This window comes from Citrobacter sp. RHBSTW-00986, from assembly GCF_013783065.1.
GTDB classification, from domain to species: domain Bacteria; phylum Pseudomonadota; class Gammaproteobacteria; order Enterobacterales; family Enterobacteriaceae; genus Citrobacter; species Citrobacter braakii.
The window spans coordinates 4,188,665-4,212,785 of record NZ_CP056200.1 but is presented as its reverse complement, the minus strand read 5'-3'; the positions used below and the strand labels follow the sequence as shown (position 1 = coordinate 4,212,785).

Sequence of the window (24,121 nt, the reverse complement as noted above, 5' to 3'; positions counted from 1 at the left end):
TGATAATGAAAAGTAAAATAAAAACAGGGATTTTACTTTCTCCTTAAAAATTCGCCAGCGTCAGCAGGGAAGGAATTTGCGACAACAGATATAACACCAGCCCAATAGAACCGCCGACCAGCGTGCCGTTGATGCGGATAAACTGTAAATCTTTGCCGATGTTTAGCTCAATTTGCTGCGACATATCGTGCGCATCCCAGCTTTTCACCGTGTCGCTGATGTGGCGCGTCAGGAAGGTGGCGAACTCCGGCGCAACTTTATACGCGGCCTGCTCCAGATGCCCATTCAGTGAGGCGCGCAGGGCGCTGTCGGCAACCAGTGTTTCGCCGAACCACTGTCCGGCGCTGGCGATGCGCTGCTTCACGCGCGAATCGTCAGCGTTAATGTCGGTTTTCACCCACTGGCGCAGGTCTGCCCACAGTTCGCCAAGATAACGGTTGAAGGCCTCGTCTTCCTTCAGATAGTTTTTCATGCTTTCGGCCCGCACGGCCATCTCCGGATCGTGTTTGAGCTTATCGATTAGCTTAAACGTGGCGCGATCGAAGGCGTGGCGGATCTGATGCGCCCGATCGTGGCTGATGTCATCCAGTAAGGAATTAACGGCATCAGACACCAGTTCGGCGCTGTGCTCGCCCAGCCATTCAGTCGGCAGGATCTTCGCTTTCAGCGGATGCTCGGTCTCCAGCCAGTGCACGATCTGTCGGGCGATAAACGCCCGCGAGCTGTCGCGCTGGAGCAGGGCGATAAGTTGGGCGATCAATGTGTCGAGCAACACCTGATGGCGGTTGTTTTTGGTCATGCTTTCCAGCATCAGCGCGCTGGTACCGGAGAGATCGACCTTGTCGATGGCTTTGTGCACTGCCCGCTTGATCAGCCGCTGAATGCGGGCGTCGTCGGTGAGTTCGAGAAAACCGCTCATGATCTGCAGCAGATGCTGGCCAATTCGCTGGGCGTTTTCCGGTTGGCTGAACCAGTTACCAATCAACAACGCCGGTTCATGGCGGCGGATCAGGGCGATCAGGGACTGGGTGTCGAGAAATTTTTCCTGCACAAACTGACCGAGATTCTCCCCGATCCGATCCTTATTGCGTGGGATAATCGCCGTATGTTGCGAGATAAACGGGATTGGTACCCGTCGAAAAAGCGCCACCACGGCGAACCAGTCCGCCAGCGCGCCGACCATCGCCGCTTCGGCGATCGCTTTGATCCCGAGCACCCAGAAGTTAGGCGGCAGAAACAGCGTGATGACGAAGGTAGCGGCGGCAATCAGCAGCAATGAGAGCGCCAGTCGCTTGGCGCGTTTGAGTTCAGCAATTTTATTCATAGGCTTAAGGATAGAGCCAGACGGGGGGATCGCGCAAAAAATGTGGAGCGCCTCCCATTTTCAGACGTGCAAAGCTTACTCTGGGATCCAGTTGTCCCAGGCGGGTAAGGGGCCGAGTTCCGCCACCAGAAAATCGATAAACGATCGCACCTTCGGATTGCTGTACTTACTGGGAAAATAGAGCGCATACAGGGCGTGGGTTTCGCAGGTGATGGTGCCGTCGAGCATCAGCGGCGTTATCTCTTCTTTTTGAATATGATCGCCAATCAGATAGGTGGGCAAATACGCCACTCCCTGATCTTCTAACACCGATTTCAGCAATACCAGACTGCTGTTGGCCTGGATAGGCATATGCAGTTTTAACTGATGCAGACGATCCTGTTCATCCGCCACCTTCAGCACCGGCGTGAGACCTGGGTAAACCAGGCAATCATGATTGACCAGATCGCTACGACGCTGGGGCATGCCTTTTTTGGCAAGGTAGCCGGGTGAGGCGCAGTACGCCCAGCGGACAGGCACCAGCTTGCGCATTGCGTAGTTCTGCGGTGGTGCGGTGGAGATTCGCAGGGCGATGTCGAAATCTGTTTCGTTCAGATTCACGAAGTTATCGTTGAGATCGATATACAGATTCACATCTGGGAACTGGGAACGATATTTATCCACCAGGTTCACCAGCCGGGAATAACCAAACGCAATTGAGCAGGTTATGCGTAATTCACCCTGCGGGCTGTGATAATAACCGGAGGTGGTATTCAGCGTTTCATCGAATTCTTTCAAAAGCTTATTGGCGCGGTTAAAGAGATATTGCCCGGCATCGGTCAGGGTAATACTGCGGGTGGTACGTTTAATTAATGTCGTGCCTAACGTATCTTCCATTGCCGCCAGGCTTTTGCTGACCGCAGATGGCGAGACGTTGAGCTGCGCCGCGGCTTCTGACAATCCTCCGCAGTCGACGATTTTAATGAAAAACTCCAGATGCTTGAGTGAAATCGGCGTACTCATAGTTTCCTTTTATTCACAAGTGATTTGCAAAAACGGTACGAATAGGCCGTTACATTCGCGTTTTAAACATGCAACTATTGAATCACAGGAAACAACTTGCTGGCAAAATGAAAAAATAACAACTTAGGTGAGTTACGTCACAAAATAAAAGGAGGCGAAACGGAAACTCATCACATTGTGAATTTAATCTCATTAAATATTATTCTAAAGGTACCGATTATGTGGTCACGACTCGAACCCTACAGATCGTCGATTATTTTATTAGTTGCTCTGGTGATTGGCGGCTTATTAGGTATTTATGCCCCCTCGTTTGCAAGTAAACTCCAGCCAATCGGCCAGATATTCTTAAATCTGCTATTTATGATTATTGTGCCGCTGGTGGGGATCAGCGTCATGTCTTCGATCGCCAGTATGACCGACCTGAAAAGGCTGGGGCGCATTATGGCGATTATCTTTATTGTTTCGATCGCAATGGCCTTTATTCCGGCCGCCGGGATAGTCGCGCTGGCGCTATGGTATAACCCGGCGCAGGGCGTCACTATCGATCTTTCGCAGTCGGTGCAGGCGGGCAGCGGTAAGATGGATTTTGTCAGCATGATCACGACCAGCGACTTTATCGGACTGTTTTCTAAGTCCAATATTCTGGCGCTGATTGTGATGGCGATTATTGCTGGTGTGGCGATTGGTCAATCGGATCAGGCCGGTAAGCGCATTGCGTCGCTGCTGGAAGATGCCAATACCGTGATCATGAAGATCGTCTCGATCATTATGAAGGTCGCACCGATTGGCCTGGGCTGCTATTTCGCTGCCACTATGGCCAGTCAGGACTCTGCACTGCTGTTAACCTTTGCTCGCGCCATCGGCCTGTTCATGGTGGCCACGCTGGTCTACTTTGTTTTTGGCTCAATTCTCTATTCGTATATTGGCGGCGGTATTCCGGCGGTCAAAGCTTTCTGGCGTAATGCGATTGAACCGTCTGCGACTGCGCTGGGGACCTGCTCTTCGCTGGGGACACTCCCGGTGACGCTGCGTGCCGGTAAGGCGATGGGGATTAACCCGGAAATCGTTGATGTCTCCATTCCGCTACTGGTTAACCTGAACAAAGGTGGCGTGGCGATGATTGCCGCGCTGAAAATTGTCTTTATCTATTCCGTGCTGGGCATGGAGTTCACCACCGAGACCTTCTTCCTGACCATGCTGATTGCGGTGCTCTCCGCCATTATCGTCGGCGGCGTACCGGGCGGGGCATTCCTCGGTGAAATCTTTATCGTCACTACGCTGGGCCTGCCAATGGAAGCGATCCCGATGTTGGTAGTGCTGGGCACGATTACCGATGCGCCTGCCACACTGATTAACGTTATCCATGATTTGAATGCGGCGCAGATTGTTGAACGGTTCGCTGGAAAAAAGCAGACCAACACTGAAATAAACTCTACTGCTGCGGTGGTATAGGTTTCACACGGATTAAGAACAGGAGATGTTATGAAAGACGCAATGAAGCTTGAGACGCAATTAGTTGTTGCGGGTCGCGACAAACGCTACACCCAGGGTGCGGTGAATCCGGTTATCCAGCGCGCTTCTTCGCTGGTGTTTGATACCGTGAAAGACAAAAAATTCGCCACCGCCAATCGCGCAAATGGCGAGCTGTTTTATGGTCGCCGCGGAACCTACACCCACTTTGCCTTCCAGAAGGCAATGAGCGAACTGGAAGGCGGCGTTGGCTGCGCGCTTTACCCGTGCGGCGCTGCGGCGGTGACCAATGCGATTCTGGCGTTTGTTCAGGGTGGCGATCATATTTTGATGACGGGCGCGGCCTACGAGCCAACCCAGGATTTTTGCAATAAGATCCTGAGTAAATTCAATGTGGAAACAACGTATTACGATCCGTTGATTGGTGCTGGCATCGTTGATCTTCTGCGTCCGGAAACGAAAGTTGTATTCCTCGAATCGCCAAGTTCGATCACCATGGAAGTCCAGGATGTACCGGGGATGGTGAAAGCTATCCGCGCGGTTAATCCGGAGATTGTCATTATGATCGACAACACCTGGGCGGCGGGCGTACTGTTCAAAGCGCTGGAATATGGCGTGGATATTTCCATTCAGGCGGGAACGAAGTACACCATCGGTCATTCGGACGGCATGCTGGGCACGGCGGTGTCCAACGCGCGTTGTTGGGATCGTCTGCGCGAGAACTCCTATTTGATGGGGCAAACGCTGGATGCCGATACGGCCTACAACGGCAGCCGTGGATTGCGCACCCTGGCGGTACGTCTTAAGCAGCATCAGGAGAGCAGCATCCATATTGCCCGCTGGCTGTCGGCAAGGCCGGAAGTGGCGCGGGTGAATCATCCGGCATTACCGGAATGTCCGGGACACGAGTATTTTCAGCGTGACTTTGCCGGAAGCTCAGGCCTGTTCTCGTTTGTGCTGAAAAAGAGACTGACCGACGAGCAGATGGCGAATTTCCTCGATAACTTCTCGCTGTTCCATATGGCTTATTCGTGGGGCGGATTTGAGTCGCTTATTCTGGCGAATCAGCCGGAAGAGCTGAACAGCATTCGCCCAGCCGGAGAGGTAGATTTCAGCGGCACACTGGTCAGGGTGCATATTGGCCTTGAGGATATTGGCGACCTGATTGCCGATCTGGAAGCAGGGTTTGCGCGCATTGCTTAAGATAATGTGATGGTTGCCGGATGCGGCGCAGGCGCCTTATCCGGCCTATCACTACGACATAGGCCGGATAAGCGTCAGTGCCATCCGGCTGGTTAGTTTTCAGTGGCTAACGTTGTTGTTTCATGCTGGCGAACCCGCTTCAGTAAGCCTGCCAGGGTAAAGACGACAGCAATACCCGCCGCAACCGCCAGCAGATGAAACGAAATCCTGCCGCCGTTAAACCACAGCCAACGTCCGATTTCGACAGAAACCGCCATCACCGTCAGGATGACCATATTCAGCGACGCCGAGACCGTACCCTTCGGTAAGCTGTTGGAAAACAGCGTAAAGCGGAACAGCGTCGGAAAGATCATACCAATGCCAAACGCATACAGGCTGGTTCCCAGCACCGACCACAGCCAGACGTGCGGCCACAGCAAATTGCCGACAATCAGCACCGCCAGTCCGCTCAGTTGAATCGGGGCCGCCCGCCAGATAAAACGTGGCTGGGTTGGATCCTTCACAAAACGAACAACCACCATATTGGCGACGATTACCGCGCCAAACACCGGTGCCTGCGCCCAGGCAAACTCTGATGTGCTCATCCCGCCAGCGTCGATCAGGATCACTGGCGAGACCGCCACCCAGCTCATCATCGGGATATAGCTTAACGACAGCGTGGCTGCGCCAAACAAGAACACCCGGTTACGGAAAACGTCGCGGAAATCACGCAGTACGCCGCGTGCACTGAACGGCACCGCGCCGCGCTTAACGGTTTCCGGCATTGCTAACGCTAGCCCTATCAGGGCGATAAGCCCCATGGCGGCGATAATGGCGAACAGGATTTTCCAGTGTACAAAGTGCATCAACGCTGCGCCGGAGAGCGGGCCGATAACCGGCGCAACCAGCACAATGGAGGTGATTATCGCCATTAACTTTATGGCCTTCGTTTGCCCAAACGCTTCCTGCACCGTGACATAGCCAACGGTAGCGATAAAGCAGATGCTGGTGCCCTGTACAAATCGGGCGACCAGAAATTGCGTCATTGAGGTGGTCAATAGCGTGGCAGCGCAGGCGAGCGTAAAAATTAACGCCCCCGCAATCAGCACCGGTCGACGGCCAATCCGGTCGGAGAGCGGTCCCAGCAACCATTGCAGCGCCATGCCGCCAGCCAGATAGAGGCTCACCGCAGCGGGGGCCAGGCTGACGTCGGCGTTGAAATCACGCACCACATTGATAATGCCTGGCTGGATCAGGTCCGTCGACAGATAAGCGGCGAAGTCATATAAAATCAACGCGACAGGAAAAAGTAGCGTCGTGGTGCGTTGGGAGAAAAACGCGAGAATCCGTTGCATAAAACAGCTCCTTTTCGGGAGAAAACCCTCAACGGGAATAGCGAAATTCAATACCGTCTTTGAGACGTCAGACCGATGACAAAAAAAAGCAGACTGCAAATGTACTGAATTTCATGTAATCAAAAACGCTGCCTGCGCGAGGCGCAAACAGGAGAAACGTTTTCAGACTCGGGTCAGAAAACGTAACGATTACAGGTAACAATCAGCACATCGCACCTCGGGAAGAATTGGTTGAATGGATAATAGCCACCCAAAGTGTAATGCGGATTGGATATTAATTAAACGAGTTTATCCGCTTTATTTGCAGAAAATCGTCACGCTTATCAGAAAGTGACACTCTGCAGAAAACGCAGCGCGATCGCACTGCCGAAGACGATCAGCACGCAGCCGGCGATACGCTCGATCCACACGATCCCTCGGGTTAACCGCCGCTGGATCTGCGGTAAGCCGATGAACATCACGATCAGCAGATCCCAGAATAACACCACGCTGGTCATCCAGATCCCGCTCATGGTTTGTTGCAGCAGCGTCACCGACGGGCCGAGCAGGGCGGTCATTAGCGCCAGATAGAACAGCGCATTTTTTGGGTTGAGCAGCGACGAACCTAATCCCAGCAGCAGCTGTTTGCCAAATCCTGGACAGGTAGACTGGGCGTCTGCTCCGGTCAGGGTTTGCGGGCGGCTGCGTATCAGTAGGCTGCCAATCCATAATAAATAGAGCGCGCCCAGCAGCTCAATAACCGTAAACAGCAGGGGAAGCTGGCGCAGGATCCCCCAACCAATAATCGCCAGCAGGATATACAGCCCGTTGCCGATAGCGATCCCTACGCACAGCCCGGCGCTGCCGCGCATCCGGTAACGTACGGCGTAACCGACCAGTAAAAAGAAGTCCGGCCCTGGGCTGAGTAGTGCAACAAAATGCGCCAGCGCCAGCGCGGGAAAAGCAGACGGAAAAAGTTCAGCAAGCAGCGACATAGCGACCTCAGAAAATGAAACAGAGATCAGCGTACGCCTGACGCAACGCTAATTATTGTCTGATATTGATCGTCCCAATGCGTACTGGCTCGGTGTGGCTGCTGTGTAGCGAACAAAGGTGCGATGGAAATGGCTCTGGTCGGCAAACCCGCTCTGGTAGCCGACATCGGTAATTTCGTCCCCGGCCCGTAGCCGTTGGCGGGCATAGTCAATTCTCACGATGTTCAGATAATTTCCCGGCGTCAGCCCGGTGTCCTGCTTAAAGGTCCGAATCAGCGTCTCTTTACGCATGTGACACTCATCTGCCAGCTCATCCAGCGAGGGTGGGGAGTGCAGACTGGACTGCAACCGCTCGCGCAGATACTGGCTGGTGACGCTTAGGTTTTCCGGTGTTACCGACTGCAATGGCAGCGAGCGAAGCAATGCTTGTGCAGCATCAGTTATCTGCGTCGTTTGCCGTTGCGGCATGAGCGCCACAAGGTGCATGTAGCACTGGAATAATTGCGGGTCGCGGATAACAGGAGTGCGCGTACAAAGCCGTTGATTGCTGTTCAGCGTAGGCAGATGGGCAAGACACCACCGGGCATCAAGATAAAGCATGTGATAGCTGCGAAATTTCCCGTTGACGGGATTACAGCTGTGAGGTGCCAGTGGTGGGATCACAATGAGATCGCCCACCTTCAGATGGTATTCCTTGTCATCGCACAGGCAGCAGGTTCCTCCCTCGAGAATTGCCCCAATCGAGAGCTGAGAGTGGTGATGGCGCTTATAGGCCTGCTGGCTGCGCCAGGTGCTGCGCAGCTCCAGCCACGGCAGTTGCTCATCACGCCAGAACGATTGTGGAATATCTCGGGTATGCGTCACATCGTGTCCTCCATGAAAGTGATGATTTGTTATAGCACAGGCCCTGCGGTGAAAAAGCGGGAATGTGCATTGAGGTCGTGATTCTGCGTGATGCGTTCCAGACAAATGCAGACGTTACAAAGGGGCGTTTTTATCCCGGAAATCGCCTCGCAAAGAGAGAAAGTTACAGGTGAGGGTGTGGTTTACCAGCGCTACAGTCACGGCATCTTATTTCCAGGTGATGGATCGCCATGAACAAAGCACCGACTTCCACCCCGCATGATGCGGTCTTTAAAACGTTTTTGCGCCACCCTGAGACAGCTCGGGATTTTCTACAAATACATCTTCCCGCTTCGCTGCGCGAACTTTGCGATTTTCAGACGCTGAAACTCAAGCCGGATAGTTTCATTGAAGAGGATTTACGTGCGCACTATTCCGACGTGCTGTGGTCCGTGAAAACGACGGAAGGTGATGGTTATGTTTATGTGGTGATTGAACACCAAAGCACACCAGATGCGCATATGGCATTCAGGTTGATGCGTTACGCGGTAGCGGCCATGCAGAAGCATTTAGATGCCGGGCATCAGCAATTACCGCTGGTGGTGCCGATGTTGTTCTATCACGGTGCGAAAAGCCCGTATCCTTATTCCCTATGCTGGCTGGACGAGTTTGCTAACCCGAAGCTGGCTCGTCAGCTGTATGCAGTGGCGTTTCCGCTGGTGGATATTACGGTTATCCCGGATGACGAAATTGTGCAGCATCGACGTATGGCGCTGCTGGAGTTAATCCAAAAACATATTCGTCAGCGCGACCTTATGGGGCTGGTCGATCAAATTGTTTCCCTGCTACTTACCGGACTGACTAATGACAGCCAGATAAAGACGCTGTTTAATTATATTTTACGAACTGGCGATGCGCCTCGATTCAGTGAGTTTATTCGTGAGGTTGCCGAACGTTCACCGCAGCATAAGGAGCATTTGATGACGATCGCCGACAGATTGCATGAGGCAGGGCTACAAAAAGGCAGGCTGGAAGGGTTACAAGAAGGGTTACAGGAAGGACGACAAGAAGGGCTTATAGAAGGACGACGTGATGAGGCGCTCCGTATTGCCCACACCATGCTGGCAGACGGTATTGATATCTGCACGGTACAAAAAATTACCCGGCTTTCCGCAGAAGATATTCAGGGTTTAAGTCATTAGATATGACTTAAATCGTATAATCGCCTGCCCGGAATCACCGGGCGGTCCGGTTTACTCTATCGCCATCTTTACCGCCTCGCCGAGCTTTTGCATCACTTGCTGGTGCTTCTCGTTTGGCGGTAACGCGCAGTTGATGCGCACGCAGTTGCGATACTTTCCGGAAGCGGAGAACAGCGATCCCGGTGCGACCTGGATTTTCAGGCGACAGAGCTGCTTAGCGACGCAGACCATATCGACCTGGAGCGGCAGCTCGACCCACAGCATAAAGCCGCCTTTTGGTCGTGTGACGCAGATCCCGCAGGGAAAATATTCCCGTACCCAGCAGGTGTAGATCTCCATATTACGCTGATAAATCTGGCGCATACGCCGGATATGCCGATGGTAATGACCTTCGCGCACAAAGGAGGCTGCTGCCAACTGCGTAGCGGGAACGTTAGTACCAATGACGGCGTACTTCATATGTAGCAGTTTATTGTAATAGCGACCGGGAACCACCCAACCCACGCGCAGTCCGGGGGCTACGGATTTGGTAAACGAACTGCAGAGTATTACCCGGCCGTCACTGTCCCAGGAGTGGATCGTACGCGGGCGCGGATACTCTGTGGCCAGTTCGCCATACACATCATCTTCAAAAATGACGATGTCGTGACGCTGGGCGAGGGCGAGCACCGCCCGCTTACGCGCATCCGGCATAATGAACCCGAGAGGGTTGTTGCAGTTGGGAACCAGCAGCACGCCTTTAATCGGCCACTGATCCAGCGCCAGCTCCAGCGCTTCAATGCTGATCCCGGTATCCGGATCGGTTGGGATCTCAATCACCTTGATCCCCAGGCCGCGCAGTAGCTGCATTGTGCCGTAGTAGGTGGGGGATTCAACGGCGACAATGTCCCCTGGCTGACAAACCGCCAGCAGCGCCAGCGACATTCCGCTCTGGCTCCCGTTGGTTATCACAATATCATCGGCGTTGAGGAGTGAACCGCTGTCCAGCATCAGACGGGCGATCTGCTGGCGCAGATCCTGGCTGCCGGGAAGCTTGTCGTACCCCAGCACTGCCTTCAGGTTATGCTGCACTACGCGGCTGAGTTCGCGCCAGAGCGGTTTCAGGCTCGGTTGACTGACATCTGGTGCGCCGCTGCTGAAGGGGATCACAGATTTATCGCTATGCCCTTTTAGCATATCCAGCACCAGATCCCACTGCGTTATCTCGACCGGACGCTGCACCGGGCGTGACATCGGCGGTACGGGCGGCAGCGCTTTTTGCGGCGCGACAAAATAACCGGAACGCGGCTGCGGGGTGATCAGTTGCCGCTGTTCCAGCATCTGATACGCCTGCTGGACGGTGCTGATACTGACCCCGTGCTCCTGACTCAGGTTACGTACCGAAGGCAGTTTTTCGCCATGGCGATACAACCCCTGCTCAATGCGTTCGGCCAGCAGATTGGCCAGATGTTGATAACGCGTCATGCTGTATCCCTCATGGGTATCATACAGATAAAAAAACCAGTACAGATTGGCGTGAAAAAAGCGATGCAGAACTCTTTTTAACCAATCTGTATGTTAAATAAAAGTACTTTGTGAGTCTGTATTGCTTAGGGCCAAATCCGTGAAGATAAAGCCTCAGACAAGGCGGGGAGGCAAGGTATGGAATTTCATGAGAATAAAGCAAAGCAGCCATTTATTGGGTTTGTTCTGATCTGGCGGGCATATAAGGGGTGGCGGTTACGGGCGCAAACGCGGCGCGTATTGCAACAGATGAGTAATGAGCGGCTGCGGGACGTCGGGCTGCGACGCGATCAGATCGAATAGCCGCGGATGGTGTTTCCTGAACGGTTTTGTGGCGACCTCGTTTGTGGTGGGGCGATGGAAGAGGAAGGACTGGGAGAAATTGCTCCTGGTTCTGCCAACGAAGGGAGTATTATTGAAGCACTTTTGCTTCATGGAAGGATTATTATCAGGATGAAAGCTACAGAAGCCCGATTACTCGATTTCCTCAAACGCTCACAGCAATTTGTTATTCCCATCTATCAACGAACCTATTCATGGTCTGAGCAGCAATGTCGTCAGCTTTGGGACGATATTCTCCGTGCCGGACAACGTGACGATATTTCGGCCCACTTTATTGGCTCCGTTGTTTATATAGAGCAGGGACTGTATCAGGTTTCGGGGATTTCTCCGTTACTGGTTATTGATGGTCAACAGCGCCTGACGACGGCGATGTTACTCCTTGAGGCGTTATCCCGTCATCTTGGCGATGAAGAGTTGATTGATGGCTTCTCCGCCATGAAGTTGCGCAATTACTATTTGCTCAACCCCTACGAGTCCGGAGAGCGGGGATACAAGTTGTTGCTGACGGAGACGGATAAAGATAGCCTGCTGGCACTGATTAAACAAAAACCGCTGCCTGAAAACGGTTCGCAGCGGATTGAGGCCAATTTTAACTTCTTCGATGAACAAATCAGCAAATTAGGCGATGACTTGATTTCGCTGTGTCGTGGGCTATCAAAGCTATTGATTGTCGATGTCGCACTGAATCGCGGGCAGGATAACCCGCAGCTAATTTTTGAAAGCATGAACTCTACGGGCAAGGCGCTCAGCCAGGCCGATTTAGTGCGTAATTATATCCTGATGGGGCTGGAGCCGGAACATCAGACGCGGCTGTATGACGACCACTGGCGACCGATGGAAATTGCTTTCGGACAGAAAGGCTATAGCGAATATTTTGACAGCTTTATGCGTCATTATCTGACGGTCAAAACGGGGGATATTCCTAGGACCGATGAAGTTTATGAAGCATTTAAGTTACATGCGCGTAGCCAGGCTATCGCCGAAGAGGGTGTGGATGCGCTGGTAGCGGATATTCAGCGCTATGCGGAATATTTCTGTGCGATGGCGCTGGGGAAAGAGAGCGATAAGCAACTTGCTATAGCGTTTCAGGATTTACGGGAGTTAAAGGTTGATGTTGCTTATCCGTTCCTGCTGGTGCTGTACCACGATTACCGGGAGGGCAATTTATCACACGATGATTTTCTGAGTGCGATACGCCTGGTTGAGTCGTATGTTTTCCGCCGCGCGGTGTGCGCTATTCCCACCAACTCGCTGAACAAGACCTTCGCCACATTTTATAGAGTACTGGATAAAGAAAACTATCTGGAAAGTATTCAGGCGCATTTACTGGAACTGCCGAGCTATCGACGTTTCCCGGACAACGATGAATTTAGCCACAAGTTAAAAGAGCGCGATCTGTATAACTTCCGTAGCCGTAGTTACTGGCTACGCCGCCTGGAAAATTACGGGCGCAAAGAGCGCGTGGCGGTGGATGAATATACGATTGAACATATTATGCCGCAGAATGAAAATCTGTCGGCAAAATGGCGTGAAGAGCTGGGCAGCGACTGGCAGCGGATACATAAAGAGCGGCTACATACGTTGGGAAACCTGACGTTAACCGGCTATAACTCCCGTTACAGCGATAAAGCCTTTGTGGAAAAACGCGATATTGATGGCGGCTTTAAAGAAAGCCCTTTGCATTTAAACGCCGGATTAGGGCTGTGCGAGAAGTGGGATGAAGCGGCGATGGATGCTCGGGCTGAGCGGCTGGCGAAGCGTGCCGTTCAGGTCTGGAGTGCTCCTGAGTTGGATGAAGATGTTCTTGATGGCTATCGTCAGCAGCCTGAAAAAGCGATGAACTACAGTCTGACGGATTTCCATCAACTGGAGGTCGGCTCACATAGCCGGATGCTATTTGACCAACTGGCACCAGAGATTTTAAAGCTGGATGCGAGTATCACACAGGAAGTGCTGAATCTGTATATCGCCTTCAAGGCGGAGACCAATTTTGTGGATGTCGTACCGCAGAAAAGCCGGTTGCGCCTGTCGCTGAATATGCCGTTCCATGAACTGGTCGATCCGAAAGGGATGGCGAAAGACGTAACGGATCTTGGTCGCTGGGGCAATGGTGATGTAGAGGTCGGTTTCAGCGATATTGCCCAGCTACCGTATGTGATGGGGCTGATTCGCCAGGCATTTGAAAAACAGATGGATAGTGCGGTGGTATAGCCTCGTCGTAACCCCGGCAGCATGGAGGCTGCCGGGGATAACGTTATCGTTTCTGCCTGAGCGGTTTGGCCGAAATTACGTCGATAAACTCCTGCACCTGCTGCTGTTTACGCGCGGACAGCTTGCACACCCGACGCAGCGACTGCAGTAACGCTGGTTCTTCCGGTTCCGGCAGCTTGGCCGTCAGCACAATGCAGCCGGGCATCACTCTGACATCGAATTTGCAGCCGGTGGCGAAACCGGCTGCCTCCAGCCACTGGCCTTTCATAATAATTGCCGGAATATGCGTGTAATCCGGATAACGACTCGCATAGCTGACGGTACCCAGGCGATTATTTGCCGGGGAGACTTCTGGATCGGTGAATTCTGCAATAGAATGCGAGGTAGTCATGGTCTCTATTCCTTATTAATAGGGATTGTGATTAGCGAGGCGCTCGTGTTGCAGCACGGGCACCTTGCGTTAAAAACCTGTACATATCATCAGGGAATAGAAGGAAAGTCCAGCTGAAAATGAATGAAAATAATGGCGTGGATGCGGGGATGGATTATTTCTGGTGATGGGAATAAAGCGGCTATTTAGCCGCTTTATTGGTTTCTGGGGCGGGTTAATTTATGGCGGCGTCGGTGAGGGCGTCGGCCAGGTGGAGCTGGGTTTGTTGGGCGGATTTAATTTGTAATTTCAAACTATCGCATATATGAAATAGCTCAGTTATTTTTTTATGAATTCTAAATTGTTCTTGTAATGGCGGACATGCAAAAGCATAAAGCATCACACTATTAGCAGATAGATTAGGCTGCGCTGAACCGTTATCAAAACGAAAAATTTGCGAGCGTCCAAATGGACTGATTAAATAATTATATATATGCTCTCCCATTTCTCTAATAAACGGTCGAATGATCATTAGAGAGGATGCGATAGCACCAGATTCGTATGGTTTTACGAATGCTGTTTTACCGAATGTAGCTCCGCGTAAACAATAAACTAAATCTCCGCTTTGAATTTTCCCACTTCTTAACTCATTAAATTTTTTCTCAGTAATGAAATTCATATCTGTTATTGATAGAGTTCCATTTTTCTCTATATGACCTGTATTTATCCAAGGGATTCCGTGAACAACGTATTCATTTTTATTAGGATAGTTGCTTCCCCGATCTCCGTTAATAAACTCAGAGATTAAACCAAATTTACACCATTCCCACCCCTCCGGCAGTTCAAATGGTTTTTCTTCATCACTAATCGGTGGCAACGGTTTTTGTTTTTTAATTTTCCCGTCTTTCACCAACTGTGCTTTTTCCTGCGTAATACGTTTGAGCAGTTCGGAGGCCGGTTCGTCGTTCGGATCCTGCGGAACCAGTTTGCCCATCACCGCCAGTTGTAGAATGGTCTGTTTTAAGGCGTCAATACTGGCTTCGGTGGTAAATAGCGTGTCGAAATGCTCGCTTATACGCGCCCAGTTTTCGGCCAATTCATCGGCGTTCTGGCTGTTGGTTAGCGTAGTTAGCAGGGTTTCAACCAACTGTTGATGGGCGTCCAGACTGGACAGGGAGTGCTGTTCCAGTTGGTCGCAAAGGGACATCAATTCCTTAATTTTAACAACAATTTTATTTTGTTCATTGAATGGAGGGAATCCAGTGATGTAATTCACCAATTGTTCTTGCTTGATTCCTTCTACTGTTGTGCCTGTACCTTTTATTTTTACAGTGGAATAGGTATTAAAGAAGAAATCAGGAATAATACCACTTGTTAGCTTTACCGCTTTTAAATCTTGATTAAAAGCGATTGGGCAAGAAGCAATAGCAATCTTCCCTAATCCCATGCGAGTGCAAATTAATACATCACCAGAATCAGCTAATTTACTACCAGAGGATAAACCGGCTTCTGTAATATAGTCTTGGGTTTTCGAAATATGTTGCGAAGAGCCCAAGTCTTTCACGCTAGCCCAAGGTATATCCCCTCCCCAAAATGCAGGGTTGATTTTGCTTGGAGTTCCTCCACTCTGGATTGAGTTAAATAAGGTTCCCAGCCGCACCCACTCCCACCCCACCGGCAGCTCAAACGGTTTCTCCTCCTCGCTAATCTCCGGCAGTGGCTTGGGCTTTTTAATCTTCCCCTGCTTCACCAGCTCGGCTTTTTCCGCCGCAATGTGTTTCAGCAGCTCAGACGCCGGTTCGTCGTTCGGATCCTGCGGCACCAGCTTGCCGCGCACCGCCAGCTCCAGAATCAGCTCGCGCAGCTTCTTAATGCCGTACAGGTCAATCTTACCCGAACTGCCCCGCCCCGCCGTGGAGCGGGTTTGCAGCGCCGTGGTCCAGGTATCGATATGGTCGACAATCAGTTTTTCCACCGCCATCAGTTGGCCTCCTTACCGGAGAGCGCCGCGCCGAGGATATCGCGCAGCTGGTGGCACAGGGTCTGGATCGCTTCCTGCTGTTTGGCATACTGTGCGAGTAGTTCGTCCGGATCGTGGCTGACGGTTTCCGCCTGGTGTGGGTTCTTGATATCGAGATTAAAGTTGCGGGCAATCACCTCGTCGATGCTGACCTTCCACGCCTGTTCGTTCTCGACGCGGCTGGCGAAGCCGTCGGCCTCGTTGCCCCACCAGTCGATCTCGGCCTGGAATTCTTCAAACTTCATCGGTTTGGTTTTGCTGTAGTTCTTCACCCCTGCCGGGTACGGGTGCTCGTAGAACCAGACCTCTTTCGTCGGCTGGCCTTTGGTAAAGAACAGCAGGTTGGTTTTGATCCCGGTGTACGGGTTAAACACGCCGTTCGGCAGACGCACGATGGTGTGCAGGTTGCACTCCTCGGTGAGCAGCTTTTTGATCTTGGTTTTCACGCCTTCGCCAAACAGCGTGCCGTCCGGCAGCACCACCGCCGCGCGGCCGTTTTTCGCCAGCACTTCAATAATCAATTGCAGGAACAGATCCGCCGTTTCGCGGGTCTGCATCTCTGCCGGGAAGTTCTTCTCGATGCCGTCTTCTTCGGTGCCACCGAATGGTGGGTTGGTGACGATTACATCCAGCTGTTCATCCCACGACGACAGTGGCTTGTTGAGGGTGTTGTCGTGACGAATTTGCACCGGTACTTCGATGCCGTGCAGCAGCATATTGGTGGTCGCCAGCAGGTGCGGGAGCTGCTTTTTCTCCACGCCGTGGATCTGCTGTTGCAGCGTCTGGTGATCGGCCACGCTTTTCACGTATTTGTTTTTTACGTGATCGAATGCGCAGGCGAGGAAGCCGCCGGTGCCGCAGGCTGGATCCATAATTGACTCGCCGAGCTTCGGATCGACGCGATCGACCATAAAACGGGTGACGGCGCGCGGAGTATAAAATTCACCGGCATTGCCCGCCGATTGCAGATCTTTGAGGATCTGTTCGTAAATGTCGCCGAACAGGTGGCGTTCGCTAGCGCTGGTGAAGTCGATTTCGTTCAACTTGTTGATCACCTGACGCAGCAGGGTGCCGTTTTTCATGTAGTTATAGGCATCGCTGAACGCCTGTCTGACCACAAAGCCGCGCGGGTTTTTATCGATAGGTGCAGTGAGGTTTTTCAGCGCCGGGAACAGGTCGTCGTTGATGAATTCCAGCAGGGAATCGCCGGTAATGCCTTCGGCGTTCGCCGCCCAGGTGCGCCACAGGTAGCGCTGCGGAATAGGGTACTGATAGTTATCCTGCTCCAGTTCCAGCGCCTCTTCCTGGGCGTCAAAGATTTTCAGAAACAGCAGCCAGGAGAGCTGGCCGAGGCGCTGCGCATCGCCGTCCACACCGGCGTCTTTGCGCATAATGTCCTGTAATGATTTGATAACTGAACTGATTGACATGATGTGTTCCATGTTTCATTAACAATAAGGCCTTCTGCTACGTGGTGGCAGCAGAAGGCACAAAAGGGGAGTCGTTACGCGGAGCGGGGCGGTAAGTGGTAGATTTCGCTCTCCAGCTCGCTGATGGCCTGATTATACCCGTTACGGTCGCCGAATCCGCTTTTAATGATCTCCGGCAGCGTACCCATGCTGTCGAACGGCTTGAGCTTCAGCACCTGAATACTCTCTATTTCCTGCACGCCCGCGTCGGCGTATTTATCCAGCAGCGTATTCAGCACCGCCTGCGCGGCGTCGGAGTATTTGGTGAAGTAGTTGCGCTTACGCACGTTCTCCGCCCGCTCTTTGCGGGTGAGCGGCGGCTGACCATACACCACGTGGCACAGCATGTCGAACGGGTCGAGTTCTTTACCGACCTCTTCCGCCAGCACTTCCCAGATAATCCCCTGCTGTTCCAGCTCTTTAATGATGGCCTGTTTGCGCTCGGCGTCCTGCCACTTGCGGGTGAAATCATCCAGCGAGGCGTACTCTTTGAGCAGCGTTTTGCGGGTGTAGTCTTTGAAGGATTCGGTGACCAGCTTGCCGTCGGCATCGTAATACTGCACGCGCTGGGCGATCACGCCGACGGCGACGCCGTTGACGTGGAACTTGCGCACTTTGTTTTCATCGTCTTCCGGCAGCGGGCCGACATCGTCTGAACCGGTGACGGTATACGGCGCGGGATCTTCATCGGCACCGGTAATAACGTCCTCAACCTCTTCGTCGTGCTCGTCGAACTGCTCTTCAAAATCAGAGTCCGGGTCGGCGATATCTTGCGGTGTGGTATCCATCACCTTTTCCGGGATGCCGTCGAAGCGTTCGTCGGCGAACAGCTCGGTGGCCTTTTTGAAATCGAGGATGGTGAACCATAGCTTGCCGTAGCGTTCATCGATACGGGTGCCGCGACCGATGATCTGCTTGAATTTGGTCATCGACTGAATGTTTTGGTCCAGCACCACCAGTTTGCAGGTTTTGGCATCCACGCCGGTGGTCATCAGCTCGGAGGTGGTGGCGATAACCGGATAGGCCTTCTTGGGGTTAATAAAGTTATCCAGTTGGGCTTTGCCGATGTCGTCATCGCCGGTGATTTTCATCACGTACTTGTCGTTCTTTTTCACTTGTTCCGGGTTGAGATTGACCAGCGCGCGGCGCATCCGCTCCGCGTGATCGATGTCGTTACAGAAGATGATGGTTTTATCCATCGGGTTGGTGCGTCTGAGGTAATCGGTAATGGTTTTCGCCACCAGCTCGGTGCGCTCATCAATCACCATCGTGCGGTCAAAATCTTTCTGGTTGTAGATGCGGTCGTCGATCAGCTCGCCGTTTTTATCCGTCTGGCCTTTGGTTGGGCGCCAACCCTGGAGATCGACGTCGATGTCGACGCGCACCACTTTGTATGGGGCAAGGAAGCCGTCTTCGATGCCTTCTTTCAGCGAGTAGATATACACCGGGTCGCCGAAGTAATCGGTGCTGGAGACTTCATAAGTCTCTTTCGGCGTGGCGGTTAAGCCAATCTGCGTGGCGCTGCTGAAGTAGTCGAGGATTTCGCGCCAGGCGCTGTCTTCCGAAGCGCTGCCGCGGTGGCATTCGTCAATCACAATCAGATCAAAGAAATCCGGGGCCACTTGCTTAAAGGCTTTTTGATCTTCTTCCGGGCCGGTGATGGCCTGGTACAACGCGAGGTGGATTTCAAAAGCCGGGTCGATGGTGCGCCCGGTGACCTTGGTCATCGCTGTGCCAAACGGCAGGAAGTCGTTATTTTTGGTCTGAGCGACCAGAATATTGCGATCGGCGAGGAACAGGATCCTCTTCTTACTTTTCGCTTTCCATAAGCGCCAGATAATCTGGAAGGCGGTATAGGTTTTCCCCGTTCCGGTTGCCATCACCAGCAGAACGCGGTCTTGCCCGGCGGAAACGGCTTCAATGGTTTTATTGATGGCCTGTAGCTGGTAATAACGCGGCGCTTTGCCGCTGCCGTCGTCGTAGTAGTCCTGAGTAATCACCGGAAGTTGAGCTTCGGTGTAGCCTTTTGATAAGCACAATTTTTGCCACAGTTCCGAGGGAGAAGGGAATTCGCCGAGGGTAATCGGTTTTTCCATTAGTTCGCCGTCAGCAACCGTGGCATCGCGGAAGATAAAGCCGTCGCCGTTGGTGGCGAAGACGAAAGGAACGTCCAGCAGGCGTGCGTACTCGATACCCTGTTGCATCCCTTTGCCGATTTCGTGTTTGTTGGCTTTGGCTTCAATGACCGCCAGCGGAATACCCGGCTTGTAATACAGCACGATATCGGCAGATTTCACCGCTCTGCGCGCTGCAACCTTACCGCGTACGATGACTTTACCGTCCCGGAGTTTGACCTCTTGTCTGATTTGCGTTGTGTCGTTCCAGCCAGCGTCAAGGATGGCGGGCATAACGCATTTGGTGATGATGTCTGCTTCCGTCAGGGTACTCAGGTTCAGGTCAGCCATTGGGCGCTCTCGATTTAATCAGGACCATTCCGATTGTACATAAAATCAGAGGGCAGGCTATGACGTCAAATGGCATAAAAGCAATGTGTTATGGGAAACGACTCGAAGGATGATGTTACTGAGGTCGCGGTCTGGTATTGAGTTAGGGTATAATTAATCACCTTTACAACGCTGAATTCTGGGATTCAGCGTTGTATTTTGTGGATAAATGACACCAGTAATTTATAAAAGGCGATTTCACCATGCTTAATGCGGATGCAGAAAACGACAACATCGAACTTGAGGATCAGGAAGAGCTCGAGTTAACGTCACATCCGCATCAGATGGGGACAGATACTGAGGTCAGGATCGCAAAAGAACAATCGAGCGTTTTCGAATTGCTGCGCCGTGAGGCTCGTGGGCAGCTTGTTCTTGCACCTGAGTTTCAACGTAAAGTCGTCTGGGAGCGGAAGAGGCAGTCGGAGTTAGTTGAATCTATCTTAATGGGCATTCCCATTCCTTTGATTTATCTATTTGAAGATGAAAATGGTGTTCGGCAAATTATTGATGGCAAACAACGTATTTCAGCGTTGAAACTTTACGTTAATGATGAGTTTCCTCTTACAGGATTAACGATGTTACCTGAGCTTTGTGGTATGAAATTTTCGGAGATCGCTCCGATATTGCAAGCAAAGCTAGAAGATTGTCAATTACATTCATATGTCATTCAACCGCCAACGCCAGAATATGTAAAATTCAATATCTTTGAACGAGTTAACCGTGGTGGCATTAACTTAAATAAACAAGAAATGCGCCATGCACTTTATCAAGGTAAGGTGACAAAATTAATACAAGAACTTACTGAAAGTAGAGAGTTTTTTCTTGCCACCGGTGGTGGAATAAAATCAGATAGAATGAGAGACCGTTATCTCATGTTGCGTTTTATATCTTTTTATTTATTGCGTAAAGGTTTAATGCCTGGTATTGAGTTTCGTTCGGATATTGATACTTTTCTTGCTTCCTCAATGAAGTTTTTGAACACAAGGGCTGATGATGAACTAATTAAACATATAAAAATTATTTGTCTCAGAGGGTTAGCTAATATATATCATAAACTTGGTGAAGAAGGATTTCGTTTTAACCCTAAACCTGGAGGGTATAGACGCCCTGTAAATATGGGGCTGTTTGAAGTGCTGGTTTTTGTTTTTGGGCATTTTAAAGTCGATTCACCATCTTTTCGAAGAGATGATGAAATTCACATTATCATTGATGAATATAAAAATAACTTTGATGCAATAGGTATTTTTTCTGGCGCTGTTGATACAACAGAGTATGTGAAAATGCGTTTTGATTTTGCTCAAGAATTGATAAGAGGGATTAGAAATGCTTAAAGGTATTAATATCCATGGATTTAAAAGCTTGGGGGCGGCAAACCTTTTGCTGTCTCCGTTAACTATATTAACCGGCACAAACTCTTCCGGAAAGTCTAGTGTGCTACAAGCATTGATGCTATTGATAAAGCACAGTGCTTCAGTCAATCAATATAGCATGGAAGATGTGATTCGTTTTTTAGCTGATTTTTCTATTATTAGAAATAAAAAAATAAATGCGAAGTCTATTGTTATAAGCGCTCAGGATATTGAGAATAACAGCCATACATTAACACTTAATGCAGAAAACACTGATATTGATAGTCGGCTTGGTTACCAATATGAGCCTAGATTTGTCGGTGGCGAGCCGGAGTTGCTATATCTGAATGCCAATCGATTAGGTGCACAAGAAATGGTTCCTGTATCTGAGCGGCGCGTAGGTGGTGCGGGTGAGCACCTGTTTTCAACATTTGATAAAATGAAGCACTTACCCGTACCTGATTATTTGGTGAAGGCTAGCGAATCGACGACACTAGCGTATCAATTGTCTTATTGGTTAAAGTTGATCACAGGGACGACATCTGAATTGGTTACTGAGAAAGTAGGTGATCAAGTTAAAGTCGCTTTTACTCTGAGAGAACTTGAGGGGAATGTTTCGCCGCTGAATCTGGGGGCGGGAATGAGTTATATTGCCAAAGTACTGATCATTTGCCTGATGGCAAAAAAAGGCGATCTTATCTTGTTGGAAAATCCAGAAATTCAGTTGCATCCAAAAGCACAGGCTCATTTAGCTATATTCCTGTCTTTTATAGCGAGTAAAGGCATTCAGATTATTGTTGAGACACATTGCGAACATCTGATAAATCGACTCGCCTACCAGGTTTATGATGATGAAATTGCATCTTCTGACGTGGTTGTTCATTATAAACCGAATGTTGACGAGTCTTTTATTTCATTGCTTATTGATGGCGATGGTGAATTTACTGATCTCAATAACAATAAAGTTGCATTTCCAAAAGGCTTTTTTGATGCAACATTAGCTGAATTAATGGAAATGAGATAACATGTTCGGAAATATTGTGCTTGAAACAGCTTTATTAGTTGAGTATCTCAATCATACAGGGACAAAAAAGTATAAAAAATTATTAAAGAAGTTGAGTTTTCCTTATTCTACTAACAAAAAACAGTGGATGGAAGCAAAGGTTTTAGGTTTGAATGACTTAACATATAATCGAATTCTCCCAATGTTAATGAATGAAGGGGAAAAAGATGACAGTCTTGAGGAATTAGCGTCAAAGTCAGCACTTAAAGTTATTTTGACTGAAGATCCATTGAAAAAACTTCCATATGTACATTATAAAGATGGCATGATTAGTAACAATGTTACGATCAAAATTAATGCAAATGAATCTCGTGATGATTTGAAAACCTATCTGGAGTTATTATGTAGGGATGCATGCAAAATTGTCATATGTGACAATTATTTTGCAAAAAACTGGGATAATACTAAAAGCTTGTTTTACTCTATACTTCCCAGATCTAGGTTATTTATCGAATATGCTGAGACGCCAGTAAATTTAAATGTTGTGCTAAATAGTACTAAAATAACTAATCAGTTTGCTCAAAGCATATATTCAGAGTGGAGTGTACAACAGACTATTTATCCGAAGTATACAAATTGCCATGACAGGTATTTATTAATTGAAATGCCTAGTCATAAGATTGAGATTTTACTGTCAAGTGGATTTGACCATATTTGGAAAACAAACCCCAAAGAGTTGACATGTGTTTTTCGTAATGTGATTTAATAAAATTATTGTGCTCTCTGGCCGTATGAGCTCATTACCTCGGCCAGAGAATTGTATCAGATTTTACTTCTTCAATCCCGCAAACGCCGCTCGGATCTCGTCTTCCGGCAGGTTAATGCCGATAAACACCAGCAGGCTGTGCGGTTGTTCGTCGCCCCACGGGCGATCCCAGTCGGCGCTGTACAGACGCTGAACGCCCTGGAACAGCAGGCGGTTTGGCTCGCCTTCAATCCACAGCATGCCTTTGTAGCGCAGCAGCTTCTCGGCGGATTCCAGCAGCAGATTTTCCATTACCCGCGACACGTCACTGATGTTTACCGGGTAATCCAGCTCGACGACGATCGAGGAGATATCATTTTGCTTGTCGGCGATAAAGTGGAAGCGCGGTTTGGCGCTGACCACGTTCTCCTCGAGCATGAAACCGTTGGTATCGAACAGCAGGGAGAGGTCGATATCACCATGCGTGACGGTATAAACCGGGGCGCGGGCGTTGATGCGCGCCAGGCGCTCACGCAGTTTCTCGCTTTCACCCGCCACGTCGGTTTTGGTCAGCAGGATGCGGTCAGCGTAGCCCACCTGCGACTGGGCTATGGTGAACTGGTTCATCTGCTCGTCGGCATGTACCGCGTCAACCAGCGCAATCACACCGTCCAACAGGTAGCGTTCGCAAATCACTTCATGGGAGAAAAAGGTCTGGATAATCGGGCCGGGGTCGGCCATGCCAGTGCACTCGATCACCAAACGGTCGAAATGGATGGCGCCTTTGTCGAGGTTGTCGAGCAGATCTAACAGTGCGTCTTCCAGCTCACTGGAGCGTGTACAGCAAATGCAGCCGTTGGTCAGGGTTTTGATCTGCGTGGCGCGGTCGCCAATCAGTTGATCGTCCACCGAGACTTCGCCGAATTCGTTTTCGATAACGGCAATCTTATAGCCGTGCTGCTCGTTGAGAATATGGCGCAGCAGGGTGGTTTTACCCGCGCCAAGAAAACCGGTGAGTAGGGTAACTGCAATCGGGGTCATTCATTTCTCCTTCTAACAGCAACTGCTTCCGCCGCTACCGTAGCGGGCTTCCTGGCGCTCGCGGAAGAATTCTTCGTAGGTCATGTACGGCTTATCGGGATGGTTGGTCTTCATGTGCTCGACGTAGTTGTCGTAGTCCGGAATGCCAATCAGCATCTTTGCCGCCTGACCGAGGTATTTTTTTGCCTGACCTAAAGTACCAAACATAAACA

20 protein-coding genes are annotated in these 24,121 nt (G+C 50.6%); 8 read left to right on the top strand and 12 right to left on the bottom strand.

What is annotated here, in order from left to right; genetic code table 11:
* Nucleotides 1-43: 43 nt before the first annotated feature.
* Nucleotides 44-1,324: a DUF445 domain-containing protein gene (locus tag HV345_RS20340; RefSeq protein WP_115191031.1), complete on the bottom strand. Its 1,281-nt coding sequence runs from the start codon at nt 1,322-1,324 to the stop codon at nt 44-46.
* A gap of 75 nt (nt 1,325-1,399) precedes the next feature.
* On the bottom strand, nt 1,400-2,326 hold the full coding sequence (locus tag HV345_RS20335) for a LysR family transcriptional regulator (RefSeq protein WP_016151563.1): 927 nt from the start codon (nt 2,324-2,326) through the stop codon (nt 1,400-1,402).
* Between the two features lie 219 nt (nt 2,327-2,545).
* On the opposite strand from HV345_RS20335, the gene HV345_RS20330 reads away from it, so the two are divergent.
* Both HV345_RS20330 and metC read left to right on the top strand, forming a co-directional pair.
* On the top strand, nt 2,546-3,778 hold the full coding sequence (locus tag HV345_RS20330) for a dicarboxylate/amino acid:cation symporter (protein WP_003019196.1): 1,233 nt from the start codon (nt 2,546-2,548) through the stop codon (nt 3,776-3,778).
* 30 nt (nt 3,779-3,808) lie between these two features.
* Nucleotides 3,809-4,999 carry a cystathionine beta-lyase gene (metC, locus tag HV345_RS20325; protein WP_016155600.1) on the top strand — a complete coding sequence of 397 codons (1,191 nt, stop codon included), beginning with the start codon at nt 3,809-3,811 and terminating at the stop codon, nt 4,997-4,999.
* A 92-nt stretch (nt 5,000-5,091) separates the two neighbouring features.
* On the opposite strand, the gene mdtM is transcribed toward metC, so the two are convergent.
* From mdtM to HV345_RS20310, 3 genes are all read right to left on the bottom strand, one after another.
* Entirely contained in the window at nt 5,092-6,333 is a 1,242-nt protein-coding gene (gene mdtM / locus HV345_RS20320; RefSeq protein ID WP_181635992.1) for a multidrug efflux MFS transporter MdtM, read from the bottom strand.
* Between the two features lie 323 nt (nt 6,334-6,656).
* Nucleotides 6,657-7,307, bottom strand: coding sequence for a LysE family translocator (locus HV345_RS20315; RefSeq protein ID WP_181635991.1), 651 nt, complete (start codon nt 7,305-7,307; stop codon nt 6,657-6,659).
* A gap of 48 nt (nt 7,308-7,355) precedes the next feature.
* Complete coding sequence (locus tag HV345_RS20310) at nt 7,356-8,171, bottom strand: AraC family transcriptional regulator (RefSeq protein ID WP_181635990.1); 816 nt, start codon at nt 8,169-8,171, stop codon at nt 7,356-7,358.
* Between the two features lie 230 nt (nt 8,172-8,401).
* On the opposite strand from HV345_RS20310, the gene HV345_RS20305 reads away from it, so the two are divergent.
* Nucleotides 8,402-9,352, top strand: a complete 951-nt coding sequence (locus HV345_RS20305; RefSeq protein WP_181635989.1) for an Rpn family recombination-promoting nuclease/putative transposase — start codon at nt 8,402-8,404, stop codon at nt 9,350-9,352.
* A gap of 51 nt (nt 9,353-9,403) precedes the next feature.
* On the opposite strand, the gene HV345_RS20300 is transcribed toward HV345_RS20305, so the two are convergent.
* Complete coding sequence (locus HV345_RS20300) at nt 9,404-10,816, bottom strand: PLP-dependent aminotransferase family protein (protein ID WP_181546380.1); 1,413 nt, start codon at nt 10,814-10,816, stop codon at nt 9,404-9,406.
* A gap of 177 nt (nt 10,817-10,993) precedes the next feature.
* Between HV345_RS20300 and HV345_RS20295 the strand changes: the two genes are divergently transcribed.
* On the top strand, nt 10,994-11,158 hold the full coding sequence (locus HV345_RS20295) for a DUF1127 domain-containing protein (protein WP_181546378.1): 165 nt from the start codon (nt 10,994-10,996) through the stop codon (nt 11,156-11,158).
* A 150-nt stretch (nt 11,159-11,308) separates the two neighbouring features.
* On the top strand, nt 11,309-13,408 hold the full coding sequence (locus HV345_RS20290) for a DUF262 domain-containing protein (protein ID WP_181635988.1): 2,100 nt from the start codon (nt 11,309-11,311) through the stop codon (nt 13,406-13,408).
* Between the two features lie 43 nt (nt 13,409-13,451).
* On the opposite strand, the gene symE is transcribed toward HV345_RS20290, so the two are convergent.
* The 4 genes from symE to hsdR all read right to left on the bottom strand — a co-directional run bounded on the left by symE (nt 13,452) and on the right by hsdR (nt 19,732).
* A complete protein-coding gene (symE, locus tag HV345_RS20285) occupies nt 13,452-13,799 on the bottom strand; it encodes an endoribonuclease SymE (protein WP_114683345.1) in 348 nt (115 codons plus the stop codon).
* Nucleotides 13,800-14,013: 214 nt separating this feature from the next.
* Complete coding sequence (locus HV345_RS20280; protein WP_181635987.1) at nt 14,014-15,759, bottom strand: restriction endonuclease subunit S; 1,746 nt, start codon at nt 15,757-15,759, stop codon at nt 14,014-14,016.
* Entirely contained in the window at nt 15,759-17,228 is a 1,470-nt protein-coding gene (locus HV345_RS20275) for a type I restriction-modification system subunit M (protein WP_181635986.1), read from the bottom strand. The genes HV345_RS20280 and HV345_RS20275 overlap by 1 nt, the downstream gene beginning before the upstream one ends.
* Nucleotides 17,229-17,302: 74 nt before the next feature.
* Nucleotides 17,303-19,732 (bottom strand): EcoAI/FtnUII family type I restriction enzme subunit R, encoded by a 2,430-nt coding sequence (gene hsdR / locus HV345_RS20270; RefSeq protein ID WP_181635985.1) that lies wholly within the window; start codon nt 19,730-19,732, stop codon nt 17,303-17,305.
* A 242-nt stretch (nt 19,733-19,974) separates the two neighbouring features.
* Here hsdR and HV345_RS20265 point away from each other — a divergent pair, with 242 nt between their 5' ends.
* From HV345_RS20265 to HV345_RS20255, 3 genes are read left to right on the top strand one after another with little or no spacing between them, the layout of a single operon-like run.
* Entirely contained in the window at nt 19,975-21,102 is a 1,128-nt protein-coding gene (locus HV345_RS20265) for a DUF262 domain-containing protein (RefSeq protein ID WP_181635984.1), read from the top strand.
* Complete coding sequence (locus HV345_RS20260; RefSeq protein ID WP_181635983.1) at nt 21,095-22,144, top strand: AAA family ATPase; 1,050 nt, start codon at nt 21,095-21,097, stop codon at nt 22,142-22,144. The genes HV345_RS20265 and HV345_RS20260 overlap by 8 nt, the downstream gene beginning before the upstream one ends.
* Before the next feature lies 1 nt (nt 22,145).
* On the top strand, nt 22,146-22,889 hold the full coding sequence (locus tag HV345_RS20255; RefSeq protein WP_181635982.1) for a hypothetical protein: 744 nt from the start codon (nt 22,146-22,148) through the stop codon (nt 22,887-22,889).
* 63 nt (nt 22,890-22,952) lie between these two features.
* Here HV345_RS20255 and yjiA read toward each other — a convergent pair whose 3' ends face one another.
* Both yjiA and HV345_RS20245 read right to left on the bottom strand, forming a co-directional pair.
* Nucleotides 22,953-23,909: a GTPase gene (gene yjiA, locus HV345_RS20250; protein ID WP_016155616.1), complete on the bottom strand. Its 957-nt coding sequence runs from the start codon at nt 23,907-23,909 to the stop codon at nt 22,953-22,955.
* A 12-nt stretch (nt 23,910-23,921) separates the two neighbouring features.
* Nucleotides 23,922-24,116, bottom strand: coding sequence for a YbdD/YjiX family protein (locus HV345_RS20245; RefSeq protein WP_003830038.1), 195 nt, complete (start codon nt 24,114-24,116; stop codon nt 23,922-23,924).
* Between the last annotated feature and the right edge of the window lie 5 nt (nt 24,117-24,121).